Below are 24562 nucleotides of genomic sequence, written 5' to 3'. Positions count from 1 at the left end.
ATGACCACATATTTATATCCGAAAAACTTAAAAGCCACAGCCAACTTATGGCTGTGGAGTTTGAGAGATTTTGCAATTATCTGTATAGCGCTTTTGTTGTCTGTGCTTATGTTTGCACAGACACAGTTTTTTCTACCACTTGTTGTAACTCTATGCTTCGGTTTCCTTACAATCCGACTTGAAGATACAACTGTGCTTGATTTTATCCGCTATGCTGTGAAGTATTTTATTTCAACACAACAAGAGTTTATATGGGCAGCGTGACGCTGCACCCAATTCGCACACTTGGCTTGTTGTTAACAAGTTTTGTGTGCCTGCGAAATTACTATGATATGGAGGAAAAACACAAAATGCGTAAATCAAGAATTAAGAAAAAAAGGAAGGGCAAATCAACGCAGTACTTAATCGGTATAAAGACCTTTACCAAAAACGGCTTAAAGGTTGGTAAAGACGAGCTTGTTTTCTTTATGGTACAGCCTACAAATATTTCTGTGTTGTCGCACATCAACATTGAAATCAAGATTCGTCACCTTATGATGATTCTTTCTGCTGTGCCTGATATTGAGATAACCTGTACCGATTCCTGTGAGTGTTTTGACACAAACAAAAGCTATATCAAAGACAGAATTGAAGAAGAAAGTAATGAAAAGGTCAGAAAAATTCTGAACAAGGATTTAAAATTTCTTGACAGTATTCAGACGGAAACTTCAACAGCAAGACAGTTTTTGTTCATTGCAAGGTGCAAATCCGCAAAGTCGGAAAATGTGTTGCAGAAAGCAAACAGGGTTGAAAAAATCATTGCAGACCAAGGCTTTGAGGTAACACGAATGAGCAAAGGTGACATCAAGCGATTTCTTGCAATCTACTTTGATGCAAGTATGAACGGTGACCTTATGCCTGACTATGACGGCGAGCAATATATTTCGGAGGCTGAAAATGAAGAAGCATAAAGGAAAAATCCAAATGGGAATTGTTATAGGTATATTTTCTTCAATTTTAATTACCTGTCTTGTTTCGGTGTTCTCACAACTTTACACCGAAAACAAAGAAAAAGAAGAATTCAGACAGCTTGCAGAAATCGTTACTGAGGAAACAACAGATGCAACTCTTGAAGAAATAGTTAGAAAGCCGAATTTATTAAAAGTCAGTGATTCAGATAATGAAGTCCAATCTGAACAACCTATGTATTACACAACTGACTATCAGCCACATTCAATATCAGAACTCACTTCAATGAATTCTGATTGCTTCGGTTGGGTAAGCATAACAGGCACAAACATAAACTATCCTGTTATGCACACACCCGATAATCCGCAAAAGTATCTGAATAAAAACTTTTACGGTGAATACAGCCTTAGCGGTGTTCCGTTTCTTGATGGAAGATGCACATCTACAAGCACAAACCTCATAATCTACGGACACCATATGAACAACGGCACAATGTTTGCAGAGCTTTGCAACTATACAAACACTTCATACAGAGATGAACACAAAGCGGTTGTGCTTGAAACAAAAGACGGTGTATCTGCATATACCGTCTTTGCTGTTCTGAAAGTTAAGTCTGATGATGAATGGTACAGGTTTACAACAGCGCTTACAGAAAAGAGGTACAACTCTTTGGTTGAATACGCAAAAGAAAAATCTATTTATGAAACAGGTATCACACCAAAATACGGTCAGCAGATATTAACGCTGTCAACCTGTTACGGTAATAATCAGGATGACCGCATACTTGTATTGGCGGTACGAAACTAAGGAGGTAAAATGGGACTGTTTAAAAGAAAACCAAAGGTGCTTACACCACAGCAGGCAGAGGAGATTTACACTAAAGATTTCTTTGATATGATTATGCCGTCAACAATAAAGTTTTTTACCGACCACTACATTGTTGGGGACTCATATCGCAGTGTGTGGGCGGTGCGTGAATATCCAACCTCAACGGAAGAACAGGCAATACTTTCTCAGCTTGCCGACAGAAATTGTGTAACGCTTCGCATTTATCACAGACTTGTGGAAAGTATGGAGCAGAGAAAAATCATACAGAACGCCACACGCAAAAACAAACTGAAATCAAGCGGTAATGATGTAAACGAAACCATTGAGGCACAGGGCAATCTGCAGGATGTTGTTACCCTCATTGCAAATATGCACAAGAACAAAGAACCTCTTTTGCATTGTTCGGTATTTATAGAATTGAAAGCCAAGAGCAAACAGAAACTAAAGGAACTTCAAACCGATATTGCAATGGAGCTTACCCGGTCAAATATTGTGGTTGACAGACTTACACTTCGTCAAAAGGAAGGTTTCTTGTCTGCTCTACCCATAGGTTCAAATCAATTCGGCAGTCTTTATGAAAGGGTGTTGCCGGCAAGTTCTGTTGCGAATCTGTTCCCGTTTAACTTCTCAGGTAAGACAGACCCCAACGGCTTATATATCGGACGAGATAAATACGGCACGAATATTCTTGTTGACTTTGACAGACGAACAGAGGACAAGACAAATTCAAACATACTGATTCTCGGCAACTCAGGGCAAGGAAAAAGTTATTTGTTGAAACTCATTCTCACAAACATTCGTGAAAGTGGAAAGAAAATTGTTTGTCTTGACCCTGAATCAGAGTATGAGAACCTTACCAACTCACTTGGCGGTTGTTACATTGACTTTATGTCAGGCAGATACAAGATAAACCCTCTTGAACCTAAGGCTTGGAATACAGGTCAAGGTGATATTGACAAAGATGCACCTGATGCGTTTAACAAAGCTACCCGATTGTCACAACACATTGCGTTTTTAAAGGATTTTTTCAGAGCCTACAAAGACTTTACAGATGTTCAGCTTGATACCATTGAAATTCTGCTTATGAAACTATATGCAAGATTCGGCATTACAGACTCAACGGATTACAGCGCAAAGAAACCGTCAGACTTTCCTGTAATGAGTGACTTTTACGACTTATGCGAAGAAGAATATATGACCTATGACCGCAAGAGAAAATACCTCTACACAGAAGAAGTTTTGCAGGAGGTTTGTTTGGGTATTCACAGTATGTGTGTAGGTTCCGAAAGCAAGTACTTTAACGGTCATACGAACATCACAGATGACAGCTTATTGTGTTTTGGAGTAAAGGGATTACTCGACACAAACAAAAGACTAAAAGACGCTATGCTTTTTAATATCCTCTCATATATGAGTAACAAGCTCCTTGGAGAGGGAAACACAGTTGCATCAATAGATGAAATGTATCTTTTTCTTTCAAACCCAATAGCCATTGAGTATATACGAAACGCAATGAAGCGTGTGCGTAAAAAGGATTCAGCGGTGATTTTAGCAAGTCAGAACATTGATGATTTTCTGATTCCGAGTATTAAGGAGTTCACAAAACCGCTTTTCTCAATTCCAACTCATCACTTTCTGTTCTACCCGGGCAACATCAATCCAAAGGACTTTGAAGATGCTTTAATGATTGAGCCAAACGAATACGACTTAATCAAGTTTGCAGAAAGAGGCACTTGCCTGTATAGATGCGGTAATGAAAGGTATTTGTTACTTGTTCAGGCACCGGAATACAAAGCAGAGATTTTCGGTAGTGCTGGGGGTAGATAGAATTTAATTATAGACAATCTTATTTTCATATGGTATTATGATTGATAGAATTAAATTTTAAAAGTACCATTGCTTATATTTGACTGTTTATTTTTTAACGGATAAATGCAAGTCTAAAGCGAATGATCTTAAATAATGTTTGCATGGATTTTGTTTGATTTTTATGATTCTGCGTGAAATCGTGTTAGTTTTTAGGTGAAAGCAAAGGAACTTTTGATAGGTCTTTTAATTTCAACGCAAACTGTTGTATCAAGTGAAAGATTTATTAATGAATAATATGATTTCAGAATTTGGGGTGAATATATGTCAATAATAACAGGAATAATCAATGTATTAACTACATCGCCAGTAAAAGAAATTTTGGTAAATATTGTTGCAGGTGCAAGTCTGGATGGAATAAAAAAAATAGTATCTAATTTTCAAAAGGACAGTGTTGAAGGTCAGATTTGGTGTTTATTATCAGATACTATGGCTCAATTTTATGAGCAAATTTTTTGTAAATTTGAAAAACAATTGGAATATGATGAAGTAATTGTTGTAAAAAGTTTTTTGGAACAGTTTGCATATTACAAAGATTCTATTAACGAAAATCATCTTAGATGTATTGTTGAACAAACAATATACGGTAATATGGACATATTAACAGATAGAGAATATCAGCTTTGGGTTTCTATATTTGCAGATAATTGCTCAAAATACCCCAATATATATGAAATGTACAAAATTCAGAAAGATATTATAGACAACACTTTTACGGAAAGAAATTTGATGATCCAAAGAGTTGTGTCAAAACTTGATATATTTGTAGGAAATGAGAATCATACGGCGAGATTGTTTCAATCAGTCATTGAGAATTTATATCGTTTGTTTAATTTCTCATGGAAGAATGAGATTCTAGATTGGATATCTCAACTACCCTATAATCGTTTTAATCAAGATAAGATTACAGAAAAATTAAATTTTATAGAGGCAAATGAAGATTGTGAGTTAGTCTTGTCTGCACTCCAAAGTCTGTTCAATTTACATGATTTAGAAAAGTCTCAATATAAACGAGTTAAAAGGCTTAATAATTTTTTTCTCAACCCACATTTTAACAAGGTGTTTATTGTTACAGGAACAGCTGGTGCTGGAAAATCCTTTTTCATAAAAGAATATATTGTGTCTGTCGTTTCTGCGATTGAAGAAAATGATATATCAATATTACCTTGTATAGTAGATATTTCAAAAATAAATCGTTTTGTAAATTTTGAAGATTTTGTTATCGCTGAATTAAGTTCATTTACAGGAAAAGCACTTTCTTCCATTGATGAAGCAAATGTGTTTTTTAGAGATTTACCGGCTAAAGTATGCTTTATTATTGATGACCTAAATTCACAGATTTTAAAGGAAAAAGACTGGGATAAACTAATTCGCGGAATAAAAAAGTTTTCAAAATTTGAACAATTTAGATGGATACTATCCATAGATGAGTATGAATACTATTATCTTGAATGTGACAATTCTTTTTTGAATAAATATTGTATTACGCAAACAGATATAACACAGAAAGAGAATCAAGAGCCTACAATATTTTGTAATGCATTTAGTATTGATCAATATAATAAGGTTCAAAACATTGTAAAATGGATTTTAAAGTCACAGTATGGAATTGCTGAACAACTATTTTCATTGGATGTTATTCCGGGTATTACTACGCCAAAGGAAGCGCATTACTTTGGAGAAGCAGTTCCAAAAGGCGAAGTAATTGGAATGCCATCAACATATTATGATTACATTATTAAAATAGTGAGGTGGAAAAATACCGCGTTAATGTCTCAAAAACCTGATGGTATTGAGAATGATTTACGAAAGATAATTGATTTCATCATTAGAAATCATATATGCGAATTGGACGGACTAGATTTGAGTACAATTGATTTGATGCCATTTAGAAAAGTACAATTAGTAAATCCTTTGTTTATCAAGAGTACCAGTATGTTTGATTTAGATCAGGGTGCTATGAAAACATCTTATAAGATAAATGTTTTTCCGTTCTGGGCTGCAAAGATGACTAAAATGGTTGATATAAGAGATTTAGAAAAAGTTGGTGATTTAGTATCATTTCCAAAAGAATTAACAGAATGGTTAATACCATGTGTGATCTTTTTCAACTTCGAGAGTTACACAAAAAAAGGCAATGAAATATTTGAATTTTTTAGTGTGTTAAATGAACAACATATATTGGATTATGCATTGTTTTGTGCAAATAAAACTTCTATTGTTTTTTCAAAGAAGTTGTTTGAATATCTTGTGGAAAATTTGACGTGTTATATCCAAGGACCTAAAGATTGTTACTCTGTTTTGTATTTTGTGTTTTATAGTAAACTTAAAATGGCAGAAAAGTTACGACTTCTAAATACAATGGCAGAATATATTCCCAAATTTGGTTTTGAAAAATTGTATGAACGAATCTTTTGTTCAATAATTAATAATTCTATGAGAGAAAAGAATTTAAAGAAAAATGTTCTAGAAGTTGCCCTGTGTCGAGTAGATACAGTAAACTATATTAACGGCTCAAACGCTGGTGCAAAATACTTCGGTTTGGCAGTGAACCAAGGAAAAGAAATTGAAATGATAGTCCAAGATATTATAGAATATATCGAATCTCATCCAAAGTTGTTGTCCACGATAAGTATTAAAGAAGGGCATAATGAAAGTTTTATGGATTTTTTTCTACGCAGATGTTTTGAAAAGTATTTGTTTATTACATATGATTCCGTTTTACACATATACCAGCGATTAGAATGTTTTTTTGTATTAGAAGAACCATTAGGGATTTATGTGAAACGTAATTTAACATGTGCAGCTGGAAACATATTTGTTTACTCGAAGGATGAAAAATATAGAAATAACTATATTCTTCTGACTAAATCATTTGTAGAAAAGGATGATTTATATCATCGATTAACAGCTCTATTCTTGATTGCAAATAGCATATGCGAAAAAAAGACAAAACTAAATGATGAATTAAAATCAATTCTTTTAGAGCTATCTTATGATAAAGAAATCAATATTAGATATGGCACAAAAATTAAGGAACTCTTAAAGGAGGAATAATATGGAATTAGTTTGCGATAAACAATGTTTTTGTGCCTTTGAAAATACAGACAGAACATTAATTGATGATAACGGATTTATTCCAATTTGCAAAGTAGTTTTACAAATAAATACAGGTATCAAAATCCGATTGAATTTTGGAGGTGATACATATGAGTGTCACGATAGGTGCAGTAATGAAATGTCTTTACTTCTCGTTCAGACTCCATAGCATAAGGCGAAAATTTTCGGTAGTATCGGGGACAGATAATGTGCAAGGTATATTAGTTGTGATATAATCATTCATAGACATATATCTTAAAAATACTTTGTTAAGGAGCAAAAATGGATTGGATAGACGAGTTTATAGAACTTTTTATGTCACAAAAAACAGGAAGTGTGGAGAAAGCACTTTTATATAAACAACAATACATTCCTCAAAAACTATATCGTTATCGAAGTGCTGAAAAAATTGAGCGTTTAAAGGATGAAATTGTCAATGGAAGAATTTTTATGTCATCTCCATTAAACATGAATGATCCTTTTGACTCCTGCTCGTTGTTAGAAAATAATAAACCAACGGTATATGTACATGATAAAGAAATTTATAAAGAGAAATTTAAAGAAATCCTTGATAAGAATACTTTTAATAAAATCTTTAAAGATGATAATTGGTTTGAAAAACTTACAGAGTCGGTTGCTTCGAAATATGTTTCACTTGAAGAAATTGATGAAGCTAAGGAAAAAGCATTGAAAACATTAATGCAAGGAATTGAGGATATTAACTCTGAGATAAATGAAACAATAAATCGAACATATCGTTTTGCATGTTTTACTCAAAGCAAAACTAATTTACCAATGTGGAATCATTATGCTAATGGTCATAAAGGTGTATGTTTAGAATATGACACTACAGAAATTAATAACATAATAAACATTAATGTACTTTTCCCAGTAAAGTATGTAGATAAGCTTCCTGACGGAATTTCACTCATGAAAGCTCAAGATGAGTTGCGTATGGAATACTTTCTTATGCATAAATTAAGAGATTGGAGTTATGAGAATGAATGGCGTTTGATTTATAATATTGGTTTTTGGTATAAAGATCCAAGTGAAGTTTCATACGAGATTTTGAAAAAAGGTGCATCGATATATTTTGCATTGCCGTCAAAAGTATATTTAGGTGCTAAAATATCTGATTTTGATGAAGAACAGATAAGAAAATGGTGTAGTGAGCATAGAATACCTGTACAGAAAATGAAGTGTACAGAGTATGGTTTGAAAGCTACATAATAGATTAATAACAAAGAGCTAACTGAAAATCAGTTGGCTTTTTCTATTTTTGGAGGTGATACAATGTCTGCCACAATAGGTGCGGCACTAAAGAAAATAGCAGTTGCTCTGCTTACAAACCCAAAAGTTATAAAAACAATATTCGGTATAGTAATCGGCATAATCATAATTGTGGTTATGCCGATTATTGCTGTTATTTCAATTTTCAACGGTAGTATGGATATTGACACGGACAAGTTAAGTCAATCCATACAGGAAAATATATCTGCCGAGCAGATGGAAAACTTTCAGCTAATCAACGACACAATGACCGAGGTTGAAAAACAGCTTGATAAAAAGAAACTGTCTGATTGCAACACGCAGGCAGAGGTAATATATCTGTTTTTTCTGTCTGATAAATCAAAGGACAAAGATTTTGTAAAAAACTTTGTTTCCTGTTTCAAGAAAAATCAATCTGACGAAGATTTGATTAAAGCAGTAAATGCAAAGTTTGGTACAGAGATTGAGTATGCAGAGTTTCAGAAGATGATGCAGTCAATCAAGGGTGCAGAAATCAGTATGTCAGGCTTTACTGATAAGACCACAAAGAATAATCTTGACCTTGTTAGGTGGTGCGAAAACGCATACAAAAACGGTTGGGGTTATGTCTATGGCGGTTACGGTCAGATCTGCACAAAGCAGTATCTCGATCAGCAGGCAAGTCTGTATCCAGGTAATAACGAGGCAGGCGGTGAAATGAGAACCATTGGTGAAAAGTGGTTCGGCAAGCGTGTGGTTGACTGCATAGGCTTGATAAAATCCTATGCTTGGTATAATGATGATACAGGCGAGATTGTTGCAGGCTCAAATGGTTTCACGGATTGCGGTGCGAATACAATCTGGAACAATGTGAAAGAAGGCGGAGCAATCTCAACTATGCCCGATATACCCGGACTTGCGGTCTGGATGGACGGTCACATAGGTGTGTATGTCGGCAACGGTGAAGTTGTTGAAGCACAAGGCACAGCCTACGGAGTTGTGAAAACACAGCTTAAAAATCGTGGCTGGACTAAGTGGATGAAGATACCAAATATCAAATATATTGAGGATAAGGAGAGTAAAAAGTAATGAAGAAAACAAGCGTAAGCATAATGTACGATGATGAAAAACTGTCTGCTGTCAAGCTGTATATATCACAGCGTGATTTAGATTTCAAAGAAGAACTTGAAAAATCGGTTGATACTTTGTACTCAAAATATGTTCCTGCAAACGTCAGGAAATTTATTGATATGAAGTCATCGCAGGCAAAACCACCCAAACCTAAAAAGCCAAACCCACAGGAAGAAAATACCGAGGTGGTAACTTGAGAACTCAAAACTTCGGTGTAGAAATTGAAATGACCGGCATCACTCGCAGTACTGCGGCGAAAGTGATAGCCGGTTATTTTAATACCACAGCAACTCATATCGGAGGTTGCTATGATTCATATTCTGTCCGTGATAATGATAACCGACAATGGAAGATTATGCGTGATGCAAGCCTTAGGTGTACCAACCGTTCAGGTGAACAGGCAAGTGCTTTGTACTCTGTTGAATTCGTCACACCCATTTGTAATTACAATGATATTGAAACTATACAGGAGTTAGTCAGAAAACTTCGTGGTGCAGGAGCAAGAGTGAATTCCAGTTGTGGTATGCACTGCCACATTGATGCGTCAAGACACACCCCGAAAACACTTCGCAATATAGTTAATATTATGGCATCAAAAGAGGACTTGCTCTATAAGTCACTTAAAGTGAATGTTAGCCGTGAGCATTACTGTCAGAAGATGGATACAAGATTTCTTGATGAAATCAATAACCGACCTCCTCTTTCAATGGAACAACTAAAATCAATGTGGTATGACGGAGGTGACTACAGCTACAGACACTATGATGACAGCCGTTATCACGGATTGAATTTGCACAGCGTGTTCAGTAAGGGTACTATTGAATTTCGCCTGTTCAATTCAACACTACACGCAGGAGAAGTGAAAAGTGCAATTCAGCTTTGCCTTGCAATAAGTCATCAGGCTTTAATTCAAAAGTCTGCACGACATACAAAAACAGTATCGGATAACGAAAAATATACTTTCCGTACTTGGTTGTTGAGGTTAGGACTTATCGGTGACGAGTTTAAAACCGCCCGTCATCATCTCCTGAAAAATCTTGACGGCAATATTGCGTGGAAAGATCCTGCACAGGCTGAAAAGCAAAAGGAAAGACTTGCACAGAAAAGACTTGAGGTCTTGCAGAACAGTACAAATGAAAATATAAATTCAGAACCCGAAGTTGAAACTGCTGAACGGCAGGAAGAAACTTCGGGTTTAGTTATGAGAATGTAAAAATTTTTAGAAGGAGTTATTTTTATGAGTAAGTTATATGTTGCCTATGGAAGCAACTTGAATTTAAAACAAATGGCATATCGTTGCCCAACTGCAACTCTTGTGGGAACAGGAGTGATAGATAATTATGAATTGCAGTTCAAAGGTATGCCGACCGGAGCATATGCAACCATCGCACCTTGCAAAGGAAAATCCGTTCCCGTTGCTGTATGGGATATAAAACCTATTGATGAAATGCGACTTGACCGATACGAGGGTTATCCCTCACACTATTTTAAACAGGATGTTCCTGTCATGATGAATAACGGAGAAGAATTGTCTGCTATGGTTTACATTATGGATTTAAAACAAAAGTTCGGATTGCCGAGTAGCAATTACTATTACACAGTTCTTCAAGGTTACCATGATTGCAATCTTGATGACAGTGTGTTTAAAGATGCAGTGAAGAACAGCGCAGATAGATTCGTGGAAGAACAAAACAGTGAACCGAATTTATTTGACGATGAAGGTTTTGATATGGGAGGTATGAAATTGTGAATGAGAGAAAGAAACTGAAAAAGCAACTTGGAGATAAATATATTTTTAAGAAGTATCTTTCGTCAGCCGAGGTCAGAAAAATACTTTCTGAAAATTCAAAGGACAAGCATGAAAAGTTATTTGCATCTCTCACAGTAGGTTGTGTAAAAATCAATGCAATAATATTTCCCACACCTGATTGTATGATGATGGGGTATGACATTCTTGTAAAGGATACTCCCGACAGCAAAGAGTGGATATGCTATGACACATTAAATGATGATGTGAAATACAATTCTCTGAATTTGGAGCAGGAAATGTTTAATATACTAAGCCGTGAAGTTAAAGAGTACGGTTTGTCATATACCAACTGCAATTTTGAAGTTGTAAACGGCAAGGTTATGAATAAGGAATAATCGGCGAAACTTTCGCCACATTCGCCCCGTGTCGGCTTTTTAATGAGATGTCGGAACGTTATCCGAAAACTAAATAAAACCAAATTAAGGCGATTTGTGGCGAAGTTATAGAATAAGTAAAAACGGCAAATCGGGCAGTTTTTCGAGGGTAGGTATTTAAGCAGGATAAAGGCGTATTCCGTGCAGGCACGGATATGCCGAATTACACCGACCGGCAACGCCGTTCGGGACTTTTCAAAGGTGTTACATTTTCATCTTTGTGTTACCGATTGTATTCCAAACTGCCCGATTTTGCCGTTTTAACGAAGATTTCTATGAATACTCAAAGTGTTACCGAAAGGAAAGATGAAAAATGGATAAGGATTCTAAACGAATAGGACTGTACATCAATCAGGATTTACTCAAAGCCTGCGACAATGCAATCTCAAGAACAAACGCTACTTCAAGGAGTGATTTTATCTCAAGTGCTATTGAGTTTTATATCGCCTGGCTGGACTCAAAGAACATCAGCCGTGTGCTGACTCCTGCACTTGAGTCTGTAATCGGTTCAAAAATACTTGATACAGAGGACAGAATTGCAAGAGTATTATTCAAGCAAGGTGTAGAACTTGCAATGCTTATGCACGTGGTTGCCGCAACGAATAATATTGATGAAAGCCAACTGAATAGTTTGCGTAAGTTATGTGTTGATGAAGTCAAACGCAATAGTGGTAAGTACAAATTTGATGATGCGGTCAGGTTTCAGAAGGGATAAACTATGCCCAGAATCATTATGAAGTCACCGTATATGAAACCAAATGGAAGATCGCATATCGGCAACTATGTAAAATATATTGCAACCCGTGACGGAGTTGAAAGTGCCGACAGCACACAAAAATTTATGGAGCAAACCGTACAACAGAATAATATTATCAAGAAACTGCTTTCCGATTATCCCGATTCAAAGGACTTGTATGAGTACGAAGATTATGTAAATAATCCTACTCGTGGAAATGCAGACGAGCTGATTATGAGTATCGCCGAAACTCATTCAGAATTATTCAACGACCGAGAAAAGTATGTAAAATACATTGCAGAACGACCGAGAGTTGAGAAACTATCAACACACGGTCTATTTACTGATGAGGGTGTACCGATAGTTCTTTCGAAAGTTCAAAAGGAAGTAGCAGAATGCAAGAGCAATGTGTGGACACATATCATTTCTTTAAAGAGAGAAGATGCAGAAAGGCTGGGCTACAACAATGCAAATGCATGGATGAATCTCATTCGTTCACAACGAAATATGATAGCAGAAAATATGAAAATTGCACCTGAAAACTTCAAATGGTATGCGGCTTTTCATAACGAGGGACACCACCCTCACATTCATATGATTGCATATTCTACAAAACCGAATGAAGCATATCTAAGTGAAAAAGGTATCGAAAACATCAAATCAAACCTTGTACAAGTAATTTTCCGTCAGGATTTGATAAGTATTTATCAAAAGCAAACCGAACACAGGGATAAGCTACGAGCAGAGGCGAGGTATGTTGTTGATGATTTGGTTTCAAAAATCAATTCTGAAATCTATATCAACTCATCTATTCAGCAAAAGCTGTTGGAACTTGCCCACAGACTTTCAAAGACAAGTGGGAAGAAGGTCTACGGTTATCTCAAACCTGATGTAAAGTCACTTGTTGATTCCATTGTTGAAGAACTTGCAAGTGATGAAAGAATAGCAAAGCTGTATGATTTATGGTATGAGCAAAAGGAAAACACTATCAAAACCTACACAGATGAAGTGCCGGAAAGAATACCTCTTGCTCAAAACAAGGAGTTTAAATCAATCAAAAATGCAATAATCAAGGAAGCGTTGAATCTCAATCTCACCGAAGATGAGGTTGAAGAAATCGAGAATGCAGACGAAGAACCTGTTACAAGTCCCTTTAAATATGAAGAAAACACCTATGCTGAATCAGACTTTGATTCAAGCAAAGGTGTTTTGTATCCTAATTATTTATTTAAAACTAACCGAAACAGCGTTGCAGTTTCTTCATTAAATCTCCTGCGTTACATCTGCAATATGATTCAAAATCAACTGAGGTTTGAAGAAAAGCAGAAAGTACAAAGGACAGATAAAAAATTACAGCAGAAGATTAATGATAAGAAGCAGGCTCAGGGGTTGAAGATGTAAGTTGAATAAAACTTGAAGTTGATTTTCATCCTACACATGAGACCGCCGAGAATTTTGTGTAAAAGTGAATAACAGACTTCCCTTCAAGCAATAATGGAAATAAAAAAATTAATTGTTTGAAAGGAAGTTTTTTTAATGGCAAAAGCACCGGCAGAAATGATGAGAGAATTTGTAAGAAGTCAGAATTTTACCTCAACAGACGAAGTTATGACAGCGATGAAAGATATGTTCAAGGACATTCTTCAGGAGGTTATGGAATGTGAGCTTTCCGATGAACTCGGCTATGAGAAAAGTGAAAGAACGTCGAATGATGAATGTGGCAATAAGTCGAAAAATTACAGAAACGGTTATTCCAAAAAGACGGTAAAAACGCAGATGGGCGAGCTTGAAATCAAAGTTCCGAGGGACAGAAACGGCGAATACGAACCCAAAATAATCAGCAAATACAACCGCAATGCAGACGGTATGGAAGAGAAAATTCTCTCACTCTATGCCTGCGAAATGAGCCAGCGTGACATTGCAGAACAGATAAAAAATCTTTATGATGTAGAAATCTCTCCTGAGCTTGTCAGCAAGATAAGCGAGAAGATTATGCCCAATGTGACTGCTTGGCAAAATCGACCTCTTGAAGCAGTATATCCGTTCGTTTTTATGGATGCAATTCATTACAAGGTCAAGGAAAATCATCAGTATATCACGAAGGCTGCATATGTAGTTCTGGGCATCAATCTTGACGGGCAGAAAGATATTCTCGGCATATGGATTGGCGAAAATGAGAGCAGTAAATTTTGGTTAAATGTGTTGAACGAGCTCAAAACTCGTGGAATTAAAGATGTATTTCTGTTCTGCGTGGACGGTCTGACAGGTTTTAGACAGGCTATTGAAGCGGCTTTTCCGAACGCACAAATCAAGCGTTGCATCATTCATCAAATACGTTCAAGCACAAGGTTTGTCAGCTACAAACACATCAAGGAACTGATGGCTGACATCAAGAAAGTATATCAAGCTATCAGCGAGGAAGAGGCTATGAACAACCTGATTTTGTTCAAGGACAAGTGGGGCAAAACTTATCCCTCCTGCGTGAAAAGCTGGGAAGAAAATTGGGATATTCTATCTACATTCTTCGCATATCCACCCGAGGTTCGGAAGATAATATATACAACGAATATTATCGAAGGTTTGAACCGTCAGTTCAGGCAGATTACGAAGAACAAGCCGTCATTCACAAATGATGACAGCCTGTGCAAAATGTTGTATTTAGCGTCGCAAAAGATTGTCGAACGCTGGACACAAAGATGTCGAAACTGGGACATAGTTTTGAGCCAGTTATCGATAATATTTGAGGACAGAATACCGGCTTGATTTGCCCCCGAGAATAGAATTTCCTGTCCGCAAAATGTTATTCACGCAAAGCGTGCATAACATTCTGCAGACAGGAAAGAAAAGTTAACACGGGGCAAATCAGAAAGCCTGATTGCACCGCAATCCGCTGTTTTGTTATTGCTTGAAGGATTATTATTTACACAGAATTTTATGGGGTGCCCTACACTGTTTCATAGCCAACTATTAGGAATTAATCTTATAAACAAATCTATTCTCCATAGTTTGAATGGTGTAAGTTTGTTAAAATTGTAATCTCTTGGTTTTCAACCTAACAGTTCACTTTTTGTTTTTCTTCCCAAATAAACAAAATCCATAAGAGGATAGAACGATTTCATTTCAGCCGAACTATTTTGTATCATACTACTTCTATAATTATTGTAATGCCCAACAGCCTCTTCAAAGTTCTTATACATCTTCCCTGATTCATTAACTGATGTTCTCGGATCACTAATTTTATCATGCAGTAAATCATACATATTACTGTATTTATCAAAATTTAGACTTACAAAAGCTTGGTATACACCCGGCAATACTTCGACACTGTGAATTTTATAATATTTTTCTATTTCATGCTCCGTTGGATAAGGTATGCCTTTTATCGTTTCACTGTTATTCTCCAGCCATTCATAAGCAGTCTCCTTGTCAAAAAGTTTAATTATAGATAAACATAACTTATCCACTACTTGTATATTATTTTTATCTATTTCAAACAAATAGTTCCATGTTTTATATCTAATAATCGGTGGCAAGAATGAAAACATGCGTAACACTTGAGGTGATGAGTATATACTTACCTGTATATCTAAAAAATATTTAATAAAAATTAGCGCATACAAATCAAAAATAGCGTCCTCAACACTTTCTACTTCCATATTAGAAAATTCGTCTGTATGCTGAGTATGAGTGCCATCTCTCCCAAGAGGGTTTATTTTTCTTATTATTTCAATCAATCTATCACTTAATTCATCACCTAGATTGTCCATTCCACTATTTACCGCAGGATTATTTGAATCCCTTTTTACCTGACCTAACATTAGTGTCCGACTACTGCCAATATCCAAGATTTTTCTAACCATCACTTCTGCATGTTTCCTAAGCCCAGCCATTTTCCCCATATTAGATATTTCTATGTATTGAGTATCATGCAACAAATTTCCTATTAAAATTGCATATTCACTATCGTTAAATCTATCCATAAAGTATCTTCCTCAAATTCAAATTTGTCATTCTTTTATTTGAAATTATCATACCACATATTAAGGAAGTTGTCTATCAAAAGATCAGCCTGTCACCAAGGGGCAACTGCACCCAAATACTGACAGGTGCCTCCTGTCACAGTGATAGGAGAAGAACTTACCCAAGTTAAGATATTACAGCAGAAAAGAAAAATATATTAAAATTAAGGAAGTGATAACAATATCAACATACATTCATTTTACAAAAGAACAGCGAGAACAGGCAAGGCGAACAGACCTTGCCTCTTTTCTTGTAAGCCAAGGTGAGAAAGTTAAGCGTTCCGGTTCGGAGTATGAGTGGCTTGACGGCTCACAAAAGGTAACAATCAGAGGTCATCTTTGGTATCATCAGTACGAACAGAAAGGCGGAGATGCAATAGATTTTGTCCGCAGATTTTACAACAAGGACTATGCCGAAACGGTGGAAATGCTTTTGAATGGTAGTGGCGGTCAGATAATAACTTCACCGCCCATAGAAATAAGGTACAAAAACTTTGAACTGCCGCAGAAGAATGACAGAATGAGCAGACTTTTTTCTTATCTGCTGTTGACTCGTGGCATTGATAAAGATGTGCTTTATGAATTTGTGCGTAGAAAGATGATTTATGAATCTGCCGACTACCATAGTGCTTTGTTCGTAGGCTACGATACAAACGGTAAACCTCGCCACGCACATAAGAGGGGAACGGTAACAAGCAATCCGTACAAAGGAAATGTTGCAGGCAGTCAGCCTGAGTTTAGTTTTCATTGGCATGGAAAAAGCGACAGATTTTATTTGTTTGAAGCACCGATAGATATGCTGTCATTCATAAGTATGCATAAGGAAAATTGGAAAAGTCACAGCTATGGGGCATCCTGTTCAGTTTCGAACAGGGTGCTTTTTCAATGCCTGAAAGACAACCCCAACATCAAAAATGTGTATCTATGTTTCGATAACGACCAAGCCGGGCAGACATCAAACAAAAGAATTGCAGAAAAATTAAACAAAATGAACATACAAAACGAAATCCTCATTCCTAACCATAAAGACTGGAATGAGGATTTAGCTTTTTCAAAGGGAAGGAGTGAAATACTATGCCGTCAGGAATTATAACTTTGATTATTGTAACAGGTGCAATGTTTGCTATGTTCATAATCATTTCAACTGTGGGCAATTACTATTCGCTGAATCGTATAAAGGATAAAACTGTTGGACAAGGACAGCACGGCACAGCTCGGTGGGCGACCAAGAAAGAGATACGAAACACCTACAAGCAAGTTGTTTATCAGCCGACTGAATGGAGAACAAATCCCGACAGTCGACCTACGGAACAAGGCATAGTTGTAGGTTGCAAGAGCAAAGGGAAAACAACCACAGCAATGGTTGAAACAGGAGATGTTCACGCACTTATGATTGGTGCGGCAGGTGTGGGTAAAACTGCCTACTGGCTCTATCCCTGCATTGAGTATGCTTGTGCTACAGGTATGTCATTCTTATCAACGGACACTAAAGGCGATGTAGTTCGCAATTACGGAACAATTGCAGAAAAGTATTACGGTTACAATGTTTCGGTTATAGACCTGCGTAATCCAACACGCTCACACGGAAATAATCTTCTGCACCTTGTGAATAAATATTTTGATTTATACAAGGAAAGACCTGACTGTCTTTCCTACAAGGCAAAAGCTGAAAAGTATGCAAAAATCATTGCAAAGACGATTATATCAAACGGAATGGACGGTGCATCTTTCGGTGAAAACTCATACTTCTATGATTCCGCCGAAGGATTGCTGACTGCAACTATTCTTTTAGTTGCAGAGTTTTGCAAGCCCGAAGAAAGGCACATTGTTTCAGCTTATAAAATCATTCAGGAGTTACTTGCTCCGTCAGGACAGAAAGGGAAAAATCAGTTTCAACAGCTTATGGATTTACTCCCCGAAAATCACAAGGCTAAATGGTTTGCCGGTGCGGCTCTTAACACATCTGAGCAGAGTATGGCATCTGTTATGAGTACGGCACTTTCAAGGCTTAATGCTTTTCTTGACAGCGAGTTAGAGCAGATTTTGTGTTTTGATACAGAAATAGATGCAGAGAGATTTTGCAAGGAGAAAAGTGCAATCTTCATTGTTATGCCGGAGGAAAATCCCAATACATTCTTTATGGTGTCGCTAATTATCCAACAGCTTTACAGGGAAATACTTGCAGTTGCTGATGAAAACGGTGGTAAACTTAAAAACCGTTGTGTTTTCTTTTGCGATGAATTCGGCACTCTGCCTAAGATTGAATCAGCAGAAATGATGTTCTCTGCCTCGCGTTCAAGGCGGTTGCAGATAGTACCAGTTATCCAATCCTTTGCACAGCTTGAGCAGAACTACGGAAAAGAAGGTGCTGATGTAATCATAGATAACACACAGCTGACAATCTTCGGTGGCTTTGCTCCCAACAGCACAAGTGCTGAAGTGTTGTCAAAATCACTTGGCAGTAGAACTGTGATGAGTGGCTCTGTGAGTAAAAGTAAGAACGATCCGTCACAGTCCTTGCAGATGATAGAACGACCGTTGATGACACCTGACGAGTTAAAGGCACTACCAAAAGGTACATTTGTTGTTATGAAAACAGGCTTTTACCCGATGAAAGTCAAGCTAAAACTGTTCTTTAAGTGGGGCATTGAATTTGAAGAACAATATCAGATAGCAGAAAGCGGCAACCGTGAGGTTCACTATGCCAACCGTTCGGAGTTGTTCAACAACATAATCCAAACATACTGCCCTCACTATCTTGAACAGACTGTTACTGATTCGGATTTTGATGAAGCAAGCGGTGAAAAAAAGAAGAAAAATGAAAATCTTAAAACCTCGCCAAATGCAGAACAGACTGAGTGTGAAGATATTGTTGATGCAGATGAACCAACATCAGCACAGCAAGATGAGCCAACAAAAGAACCCGAAAATTCAAGTCTTGAACAGAACGCAGACAAGCAAAGAAAAGTAGTCGTCAGAACCGAGCGACCACCACAGGGGGATAACAGCAATGAGTAGATTAATTTTTCTGTATCAAATGGACTTACCTCACAGAGCCGTAGCCGTATATACCTACCTCCACGACCGAGCCAACAAAGACGGCGAATGTTGGCCGTCAGTAAATAAAATAGCAGGCGACATAAAGCTGTCGCCTGCCACAGTGCGTAGGGCTATTAAAGATTTGAAAAAAGCCGGACTAATCGAAACAAAACAAAGATACCGTGAACAGGGCGGTAAAAGTAGCTTGCTATTTAAAATAAAAATGCTATGACTGGTTGTTAGCTGGTAAATTAGAATTTATTCCGATTACGGAGGTAAAGGTTTTTGTATTATTATCATATTTCATTTCTAAATTCCCATTATACTTTGCAACCACCTTTTTAATGCTCCTCGTACCGACCCCGTGTATACCGGGAGTGTTTTTAGATGACACGAGAATATCATTTATATATTTAGGCTTTCTACCGCAAGAATTTGAAATTTTAATAATTACAAAATTTGAATTTCTTGTGCAAATAGAAAAATCAATAAATTTATCGTCAGTCAACAATGCAGATTCAACTGCATTCTCTAATAAATTATCTAACAAAGCTGTTATATCATGTTCTTTCATAAAATCAAGATTTGCGTTTTTGATGCTTATTGTAAAATTAATTTTATTTTTTTTGCATATTTCATAATATCTATGGGTTACTAAATTAACAACTGAGTTTTTGCAATAATCTACAGGATTCATAACACTAAAATCTTCAACAATTTCGGATATATATTGTGATATATTTGAATCTTCTTTTTCCGATAATTGCTGAATGGTTTTTAAGTGTTTCGTTATATCATGAATTAATATTTTTGAATTTTCATTTTGTTCTCGCAACAATTCATAGTAGTTTATTGTATCTTTTTCTTGCTGATAATCTAACAGTATTTGGGTGTATTTCCGGTTTATTCTTATGGTTGCTTCATGGAGATAAAATACGATTATGTTTGACAGTAATATGAGAATGTTACCTATAATGATAGCAATTTTATAATTGTCATTTACAGAGTAGAATGTACAAAGATATACATTTGTATGCATTAATATTATTGAAGCCATGGGTAAAACGCAAAGCAGTAATGAAAATTTAGAACCTGTACTTTTAGATTCTTTTTCAGAAAATTTTAGAATACACCATATAAAAATAAAATAAAGCAATTTACTTATAATTGCCTGAATTATGAGAATAAATGCATCAGACTGGCTCTCAAAAAGACTAAAATGAAACACAACAGAAAACGAGAAAACAACAATTAATTCTGAGATAATCATTAAAAATAACAAGATGAAATTTGCAAATATAGCAGATTTTATGTTTGTGTTATAGCAAATTTTCAGGACAATAAAGTTGCAAGCATAAAAACAAACAGCATTTATTGGTGGGGCTTCGATAAAGTTTATCGCATAAAGAATTAAACCTGATAAAAGTATAAATATTGGAATAAGATTTCGGGATATTTTTCGTTCAAATTTAAAACTAAAATAATAAAAAGATATGAGTGATTCAATTAGGAAAACCACAGCATAGCATATATTTGAAATCATATTGTGCCTCCCATATATTCATAAAAGGCTTTTTTGAATGATGCATAAAAACTACGAGATATAGGTACTGTTGTTTTTTTAGAATTAAACGATAACGTGATTTCGTTTTTATTAAAGTCTGTTACATTCTTTAAATTAATTATGTAACTATAGTGTGATTGTGCAAAATAACCGTATGATTTTAGGCGATTTTTCCAATAATCAAACTTTTTATTTGAAATGAACTCTTGCGTTTTCGTAACTAATTTAGTTTTGCGATTTTCTATAGTTAAATACAATATGTCAATTGTAAATATATTGTGACATTCATCGAAATAGTCTAAGATAATTTTTTCTGTGCTTTGTTTATACAGATTTAAAGCAACATCCATGCTTTTAAAAAATCTATTTTCATCAATGGGTTTAGATAAAAATCTGAAAACCTTTAAATCCATCGCATCGTCAAGGTATCCTTGAAAAGATGTAACTATAAAAACAATAATATTTGGATTTAGTGTTTGAAGATGTTTTGTAACAGAAAGTCCGTTAACACCGGGCATCTCTATATCGATAAACGCAAAATCAGTTTTAATTTGCTTATCCAATATAGAATCCCCATTTGAAAAGCAGGTAATATCAAAATTATAGGTTGACTGTTTTGATAATTTAAGGAGAAAATTTTTGATTTGCTGAACAATTTTCAAATCATCATCACATATCAGTACATTCATAGAGCTATACCTCCCTAATTAGGATTATAACTCAAAACAATAGATTTGTCATCTGCTTTGTTCCTGTTCAGATAAAATTGCATCAATTATTTTAGATATAAGTTTAAGTGATTTGTCATCGCAGAGATTTAATTTATCTACGATATTTTGTGAGATATTGTTACTTTTTAATGTCCCTAATAAAAGATAATCAGGAGTGATATTTAATACATTGTAAATTTTTGCAAATGTTTCAATACTTGGAACAGAATAACCATTCTCAATATTAGAAATGTGATTGTTTGAGAGGTTTGTTTTTTCTGCTAAAGTATTCTGTTTCATTTTAATTTCTTTTCTACGCTGTGCTATACGAACGCCTATTTTTTTGTAGTCAACATACATAAATATCACCCAATAAAATGTTATCAATTATCGGCAAGATTGTTAACAAATTAAGAAGGTAATATACTTATACGATTGTAATATTCAAAAAATAATTTAAAAGTTTTTATAGAGTTGTAAGATAAATCGTTATAACAGATGAAAAGTGCAATTTTTGTCGAATTTATTACCATTTTTGTAAAAATCAGCATTTACAAATATTTTTTGATAAAATTTATAACAAGGAGGTTGATTACTATGAAAAACGAAAAACTATTATCAACTAAAATTAAAGACGGAGTCAAAAAAGGATTGTTTGCTACATTGAAAGTTAACGCAAATTCTTCAGGGTGTTATATAATCTATCAGCCTAAAACGCCAAAGGGTTTTGAAAAGTTTAAAAACATCAAATGATCAAATTGATTTCAAGCAAAGTCGCCCGCATCTTATGCAAAGATGAAAAGCATACAGATAATTATGAGTTATATGAATATGCCATATACATAATTTTGTCCTCTGCATTTCATATGGCGACAGTCATAGTTTTAGGATTGGTTTTCAATCTATTGACTGAAAGTTTAGTGTTTTACTTGTCTTTTATAGTTATTCGTAAGTTTGCAGGCGGCTATCACGCTAAAACACCAGTAAGGTGTTATCTGTTCTCTTTTGCTTCAAACATAATAATATTGTGTTTAGTTAAGTGGCTTAGCAGTATTAACACTTTATTTATTTTTATATTTATAATATTTGAATTGCTTTGTGTTGTTCTGATATTATTGATATCCCCTCTTGATACAGAAAACAATCCCTTAACTGGACAAGAGAAAAAAATGTACAGAATGTTAACTTCCATTATTACTATTCTTATATTCATAATATCATCATTGTGTTTTTTTAAGGGGTATAGAAATATAGGAAGTTCTATGATATGCGGAGTTGTAATGAGCGCATTGGTTTTATTAATGAGAAAAATTCAAATTATCAACATGAGGATTAAAAAGTGAGTAGAATATGAAGTTAAAAGTATCTGTTTTTGAATATCTGAATCAAAAAGATATGTATATCCAAGATGTTAATTACTATTTTGGTATAAGGGATAACTTTGATATAAAACTTGGCGATTATGAGCTTAGCGAAGAAGAAGTTTTAAATATAGCTAAAGAAAATGATCCCGAAGAATACGAGATCTTCGTAAATACAAGTATTGAAGAACGCATAAATAAAATAAATACATATAGCATTGATGATATAAAAGAGCAATCATCATATGGGCAATTTACATTGTGTTTGCATCCATCCAGAAAGTGTAATCTTAATTGTAAATATTGTTTCAGAGAATCTGAATATCTTGGAGATGAACAACTCACCTTTGAAGTTGCTAAAGATGCAATAGACTTTCTTGTCGATAAATATGCACCGTTCGCTAGTAAGTATGTTGTGGATTTGTCTGGTTCAGGGGAGCCTTTGTTACAGATTGACTTAGTTAAGCAAATTGTTGAATATTGTAAAAAGAAGCGTAATGAGATTTGCAAAAACATTGAAGTAATGTTCTGTACAAACCTTACTCTGCTTACACCGGAAATAGTTAAATATTTAGACAATGAGCCTGCAATAATTCTTGGAACAAGTATTGATGGTGATCAAATTACTAATGATAACAACAGGACGTATGCTAATGGCAAAGGTACCTATGATGATATAATAAAAGGTCTTAAAATGTTTAAAAACAAGAAGTTAGGACTTGCTGTTACTGTTACTCCTTTAAATCAAGATGTTGATTTAATTTACGACTACCTTTATCATTTACCAAATGTTGATTGCGTAAGCATGAAATATATTAGGAGTTACGATGGGTCAAGATATGATTTTGATAATTTTGAAGTTGAGTATTTAATAAGTAGATATAAAAAATTATGCCAAAATATTTTAAATGAAATACAAAAAGGAAACTTTGATTACTTCAAAAAACTTCTTCAAGGAGGAGATTATTTTGGTGGATTAATCTATAATAATTTGTTCAAAGGTACATATAAAATATATCGATGCGATGCAGGTAAAAGTAGAATTACAGTTGATAACATTGGAGATATTTTTGCTTGCAGTGTAATGTATGGGAATAAAGATTTTAGGATTGGTAACATGTATACCGGTATAAATAAAGATATTCAGTCAAAATTTGAATGTTCTTCTATTGAAAGCGTAATAAATTGTAGAAATTGTTCTATAAAAAGTATTTGCGGTGGAGAGTGTTATGTTAATGCGTTTATGAAAAACAATGACATTTATGAACCTATTAACAAAATGTGTGAGTTGAAAATTGAACTTAATAAGTTAAGTATGTCGTTAATAAATCAGATGAAAAATAAATTTTGTTTAATATATAATCAACTTATAGATTTTGCATTTGAAGTTAGTAGATATGAAATAACTCCACCGGAAGTATGGGGGACAATGGAATATTTGAAACTCAGAAATATAGTGGTAAGTTATACTGAGGTCGATTCATACTTAAAAAAACATGATAATGTAATACAAGGAATTTTAAATTACCTAAATAAATATGATGATTCCATATCATTGTATAGGATATATTTAGGTAATAATATAAAATTTCCTTCAATTGCAGTACTTAATAAAATAAAAAATAATTTACTTAAATTTATTGTAATAATAAATGTTGAAAAAGATATGATTACATATAAGGAATATACTTTTAATAGCGTAACGGATATTAAAATGACTAGCTTGAGGTATTTTATAAACAATTTATCAGATATTATAATTTATTGATGTTAGAAAATTTGCATTGCAAATTTATTTATACAAGTTAATTGTTGGCAAAAAGATTTTT

25 protein-coding genes are annotated in these 24562 nt (G+C 34.8%); 21 read left to right on the top strand and 4 right to left on the bottom strand.

Features of this window, described 5'->3' with window-relative positions:
* From C9914_RS10785 to C9914_RS10715, 15 genes are all read left to right on the top strand, one after another.
* Entirely contained in the window at window positions 1-264 is a 264-nt protein-coding gene (locus tag C9914_RS10785) for a hypothetical protein (RefSeq protein ID WP_106765356.1), read from the top strand.
* An 86-nt stretch (window positions 265-350) separates the two neighbouring features.
* Window positions 351-950: a hypothetical protein gene (locus C9914_RS10780; protein WP_106765355.1), complete on the top strand. Its 600-nt coding sequence runs from the start codon at window positions 351-353 to the stop codon at window positions 948-950.
* Entirely contained in the window at window positions 937-1755 is an 819-nt protein-coding gene (locus tag C9914_RS10775) for a class B sortase (protein WP_158707405.1), read from the top strand. Before C9914_RS10780 ends, C9914_RS10775 begins: the two co-directional genes overlap by 14 nt.
* 9 nt (window positions 1756-1764) lie before the next feature.
* Window positions 1765-3603, top strand: coding sequence for a VirB4 family type IV secretion system protein (locus tag C9914_RS10770; RefSeq protein WP_106765352.1), 1839 nt, complete (start codon window positions 1765-1767; stop codon window positions 3601-3603).
* 303 nt (window positions 3604-3906) lie between these two features.
* Window positions 3907-6699 (top strand): hypothetical protein, encoded by a 2793-nt coding sequence (locus C9914_RS10765; protein ID WP_106765350.1) that lies wholly within the window; start codon window positions 3907-3909, stop codon window positions 6697-6699.
* A 1-nt stretch (window position 6700) separates the two neighbouring features.
* Window positions 6701-6910, top strand: coding sequence for a hypothetical protein (locus tag C9914_RS10760; protein ID WP_106765349.1), 210 nt, complete (start codon window positions 6701-6703; stop codon window positions 6908-6910).
* Window positions 6911-7023: 113 nt separating this feature from the next.
* Window positions 7024-7971, top strand: coding sequence for a DUF2971 domain-containing protein (locus C9914_RS10755; RefSeq protein WP_106765347.1), 948 nt, complete (start codon window positions 7024-7026; stop codon window positions 7969-7971).
* A 63-nt stretch (window positions 7972-8034) separates the two neighbouring features.
* The gene (locus tag C9914_RS10750; RefSeq protein WP_106765345.1) at window positions 8035-9078 is read left to right on the top strand and encodes a hypothetical protein; all 1044 of its coding nucleotides are present in this window, start codon (window positions 8035-8037) and stop codon (window positions 9076-9078) included.
* A complete protein-coding gene (locus C9914_RS10745) occupies window positions 9078-9317 on the top strand; it encodes a DUF6103 family protein (protein ID WP_106765343.1) in 240 nt (79 codons plus the stop codon). The genes C9914_RS10750 and C9914_RS10745 overlap by 1 nt, the downstream gene beginning before the upstream one ends.
* A complete protein-coding gene (locus C9914_RS10740; RefSeq protein ID WP_106765341.1) occupies window positions 9314-10333 on the top strand; it encodes an amidoligase family protein in 1020 nt (339 codons plus the stop codon). The genes C9914_RS10745 and C9914_RS10740 overlap by 4 nt, the downstream gene beginning before the upstream one ends.
* A gap of 24 nt (window positions 10334-10357) precedes the next feature.
* Window positions 10358-10870, top strand: coding sequence for a gamma-glutamylcyclotransferase family protein (locus tag C9914_RS10735; protein ID WP_106765340.1), 513 nt, complete (start codon window positions 10358-10360; stop codon window positions 10868-10870).
* On the top strand, window positions 10867-11265 hold the full coding sequence (locus C9914_RS10730) for a hypothetical protein (protein ID WP_106765338.1): 399 nt from the start codon (window positions 10867-10869) through the stop codon (window positions 11263-11265). The genes C9914_RS10735 and C9914_RS10730 overlap by 4 nt, the downstream gene beginning before the upstream one ends.
* A 352-nt stretch (window positions 11266-11617) precedes the next feature.
* Window positions 11618-12019 carry a ribbon-helix-helix domain-containing protein gene (locus C9914_RS10725; RefSeq protein ID WP_106765336.1) on the top strand — a complete coding sequence of 134 codons (402 nt, stop codon included), beginning with the start codon at window positions 11618-11620 and terminating at the stop codon, window positions 12017-12019.
* 3 nt (window positions 12020-12022) lie between these two features.
* On the top strand, window positions 12023-13441 hold the full coding sequence (gene mobP3 / locus C9914_RS10720) for a MobP3 family relaxase (RefSeq protein ID WP_106765334.1): 1419 nt from the start codon (window positions 12023-12025) through the stop codon (window positions 13439-13441).
* 135 nt (window positions 13442-13576) lie between these two features.
* Window positions 13577-14803, top strand: coding sequence for an IS256 family transposase (locus C9914_RS10715; protein ID WP_106765333.1), 1227 nt, complete (start codon window positions 13577-13579; stop codon window positions 14801-14803).
* 284 nt (window positions 14804-15087) lie between these two features.
* Here C9914_RS10715 and C9914_RS10710 read toward each other — a convergent pair whose 3' ends face one another.
* A complete protein-coding gene (locus C9914_RS10710; RefSeq protein ID WP_106765331.1) occupies window positions 15088-16020 on the bottom strand; it encodes a hypothetical protein in 933 nt (310 codons plus the stop codon).
* A gap of 211 nt (window positions 16021-16231) precedes the next feature.
* Here C9914_RS10710 and C9914_RS10705 point away from each other — a divergent pair, with 211 nt between their 5' ends.
* The 3 genes from C9914_RS10705 to C9914_RS10695 are packed head-to-tail and all read left to right on the top strand — an operon-like array spanning window position 16232 to window position 19330.
* Complete coding sequence (locus tag C9914_RS10705; protein ID WP_106765329.1) at window positions 16232-17152, top strand: DUF3991 and toprim domain-containing protein; 921 nt, start codon at window positions 16232-16234, stop codon at window positions 17150-17152.
* The gene (locus C9914_RS10700; protein WP_106765327.1) at window positions 17134-19077 is read left to right on the top strand and encodes a type IV secretory system conjugative DNA transfer family protein; all 1944 of its coding nucleotides are present in this window, start codon (window positions 17134-17136) and stop codon (window positions 19075-19077) included. The genes C9914_RS10705 and C9914_RS10700 overlap by 19 nt, the downstream gene beginning before the upstream one ends.
* Window positions 19070-19330: a helix-turn-helix domain-containing protein gene (locus C9914_RS10695; RefSeq protein WP_106765325.1), complete on the top strand. Its 261-nt coding sequence runs from the start codon at window positions 19070-19072 to the stop codon at window positions 19328-19330. Before C9914_RS10700 ends, C9914_RS10695 begins: the two co-directional genes overlap by 8 nt.
* On the opposite strand, the gene C9914_RS10690 is transcribed toward C9914_RS10695, so the two are convergent.
* The 3 genes from C9914_RS10690 to C9914_RS10680 are packed head-to-tail and all read right to left on the bottom strand — an operon-like array spanning window position 19325 to window position 21732.
* On the bottom strand, window positions 19325-20641 hold the full coding sequence (locus C9914_RS10690; protein WP_106765324.1) for a sensor histidine kinase: 1317 nt from the start codon (window positions 20639-20641) through the stop codon (window positions 19325-19327). The two genes, C9914_RS10695 and C9914_RS10690, sit on opposite strands and share 6 nt — an antisense overlap.
* Window positions 20638-21351 carry a LytR/AlgR family response regulator transcription factor gene (locus C9914_RS10685; RefSeq protein WP_106765322.1) on the bottom strand — a complete coding sequence of 238 codons (714 nt, stop codon included), beginning with the start codon at window positions 21349-21351 and terminating at the stop codon, window positions 20638-20640. Before C9914_RS10685 ends, C9914_RS10690 begins: the two co-directional genes overlap by 4 nt.
* Window positions 21352-21399: 48 nt before the next feature.
* Window positions 21400-21732, bottom strand: coding sequence for a helix-turn-helix domain-containing protein (locus tag C9914_RS10680; RefSeq protein WP_106765320.1), 333 nt, complete (start codon window positions 21730-21732; stop codon window positions 21400-21402).
* Between the two features lie 237 nt (window positions 21733-21969).
* Between C9914_RS10680 and C9914_RS11550 the strand changes: the two genes are divergently transcribed.
* The 3 genes from C9914_RS11550 to C9914_RS10665 are packed head-to-tail and all read left to right on the top strand — an operon-like array spanning window position 21970 to window position 24501.
* Window positions 21970-22125, top strand: coding sequence for an AgrD family cyclic lactone autoinducer peptide (locus C9914_RS11550; protein WP_117705084.1), 156 nt, complete (start codon window positions 21970-21972; stop codon window positions 22123-22125).
* Window positions 22122-22715 (top strand): accessory gene regulator B family protein, encoded by a 594-nt coding sequence (locus C9914_RS12040; protein WP_106765317.1) that lies wholly within the window; start codon window positions 22122-22124, stop codon window positions 22713-22715. The genes C9914_RS11550 and C9914_RS12040 overlap by 4 nt, the downstream gene beginning before the upstream one ends.
* A 7-nt stretch (window positions 22716-22722) precedes the next feature.
* On the top strand, window positions 22723-24501 hold the full coding sequence (locus tag C9914_RS10665) for a radical SAM/SPASM domain-containing protein (RefSeq protein WP_106765316.1): 1779 nt from the start codon (window positions 22723-22725) through the stop codon (window positions 24499-24501).
* Window positions 24502-24562: the final 61 nt, after the last annotated feature.

This window comes from Pseudoruminococcus massiliensis, from assembly GCF_900291955.1.
Lineage (GTDB): Bacteria > Bacillota > Clostridia > Oscillospirales > Acutalibacteraceae > Pseudoruminococcus > Pseudoruminococcus massiliensis.
This window is presented reverse-complemented; position numbering and strand designations above follow the sequence as displayed.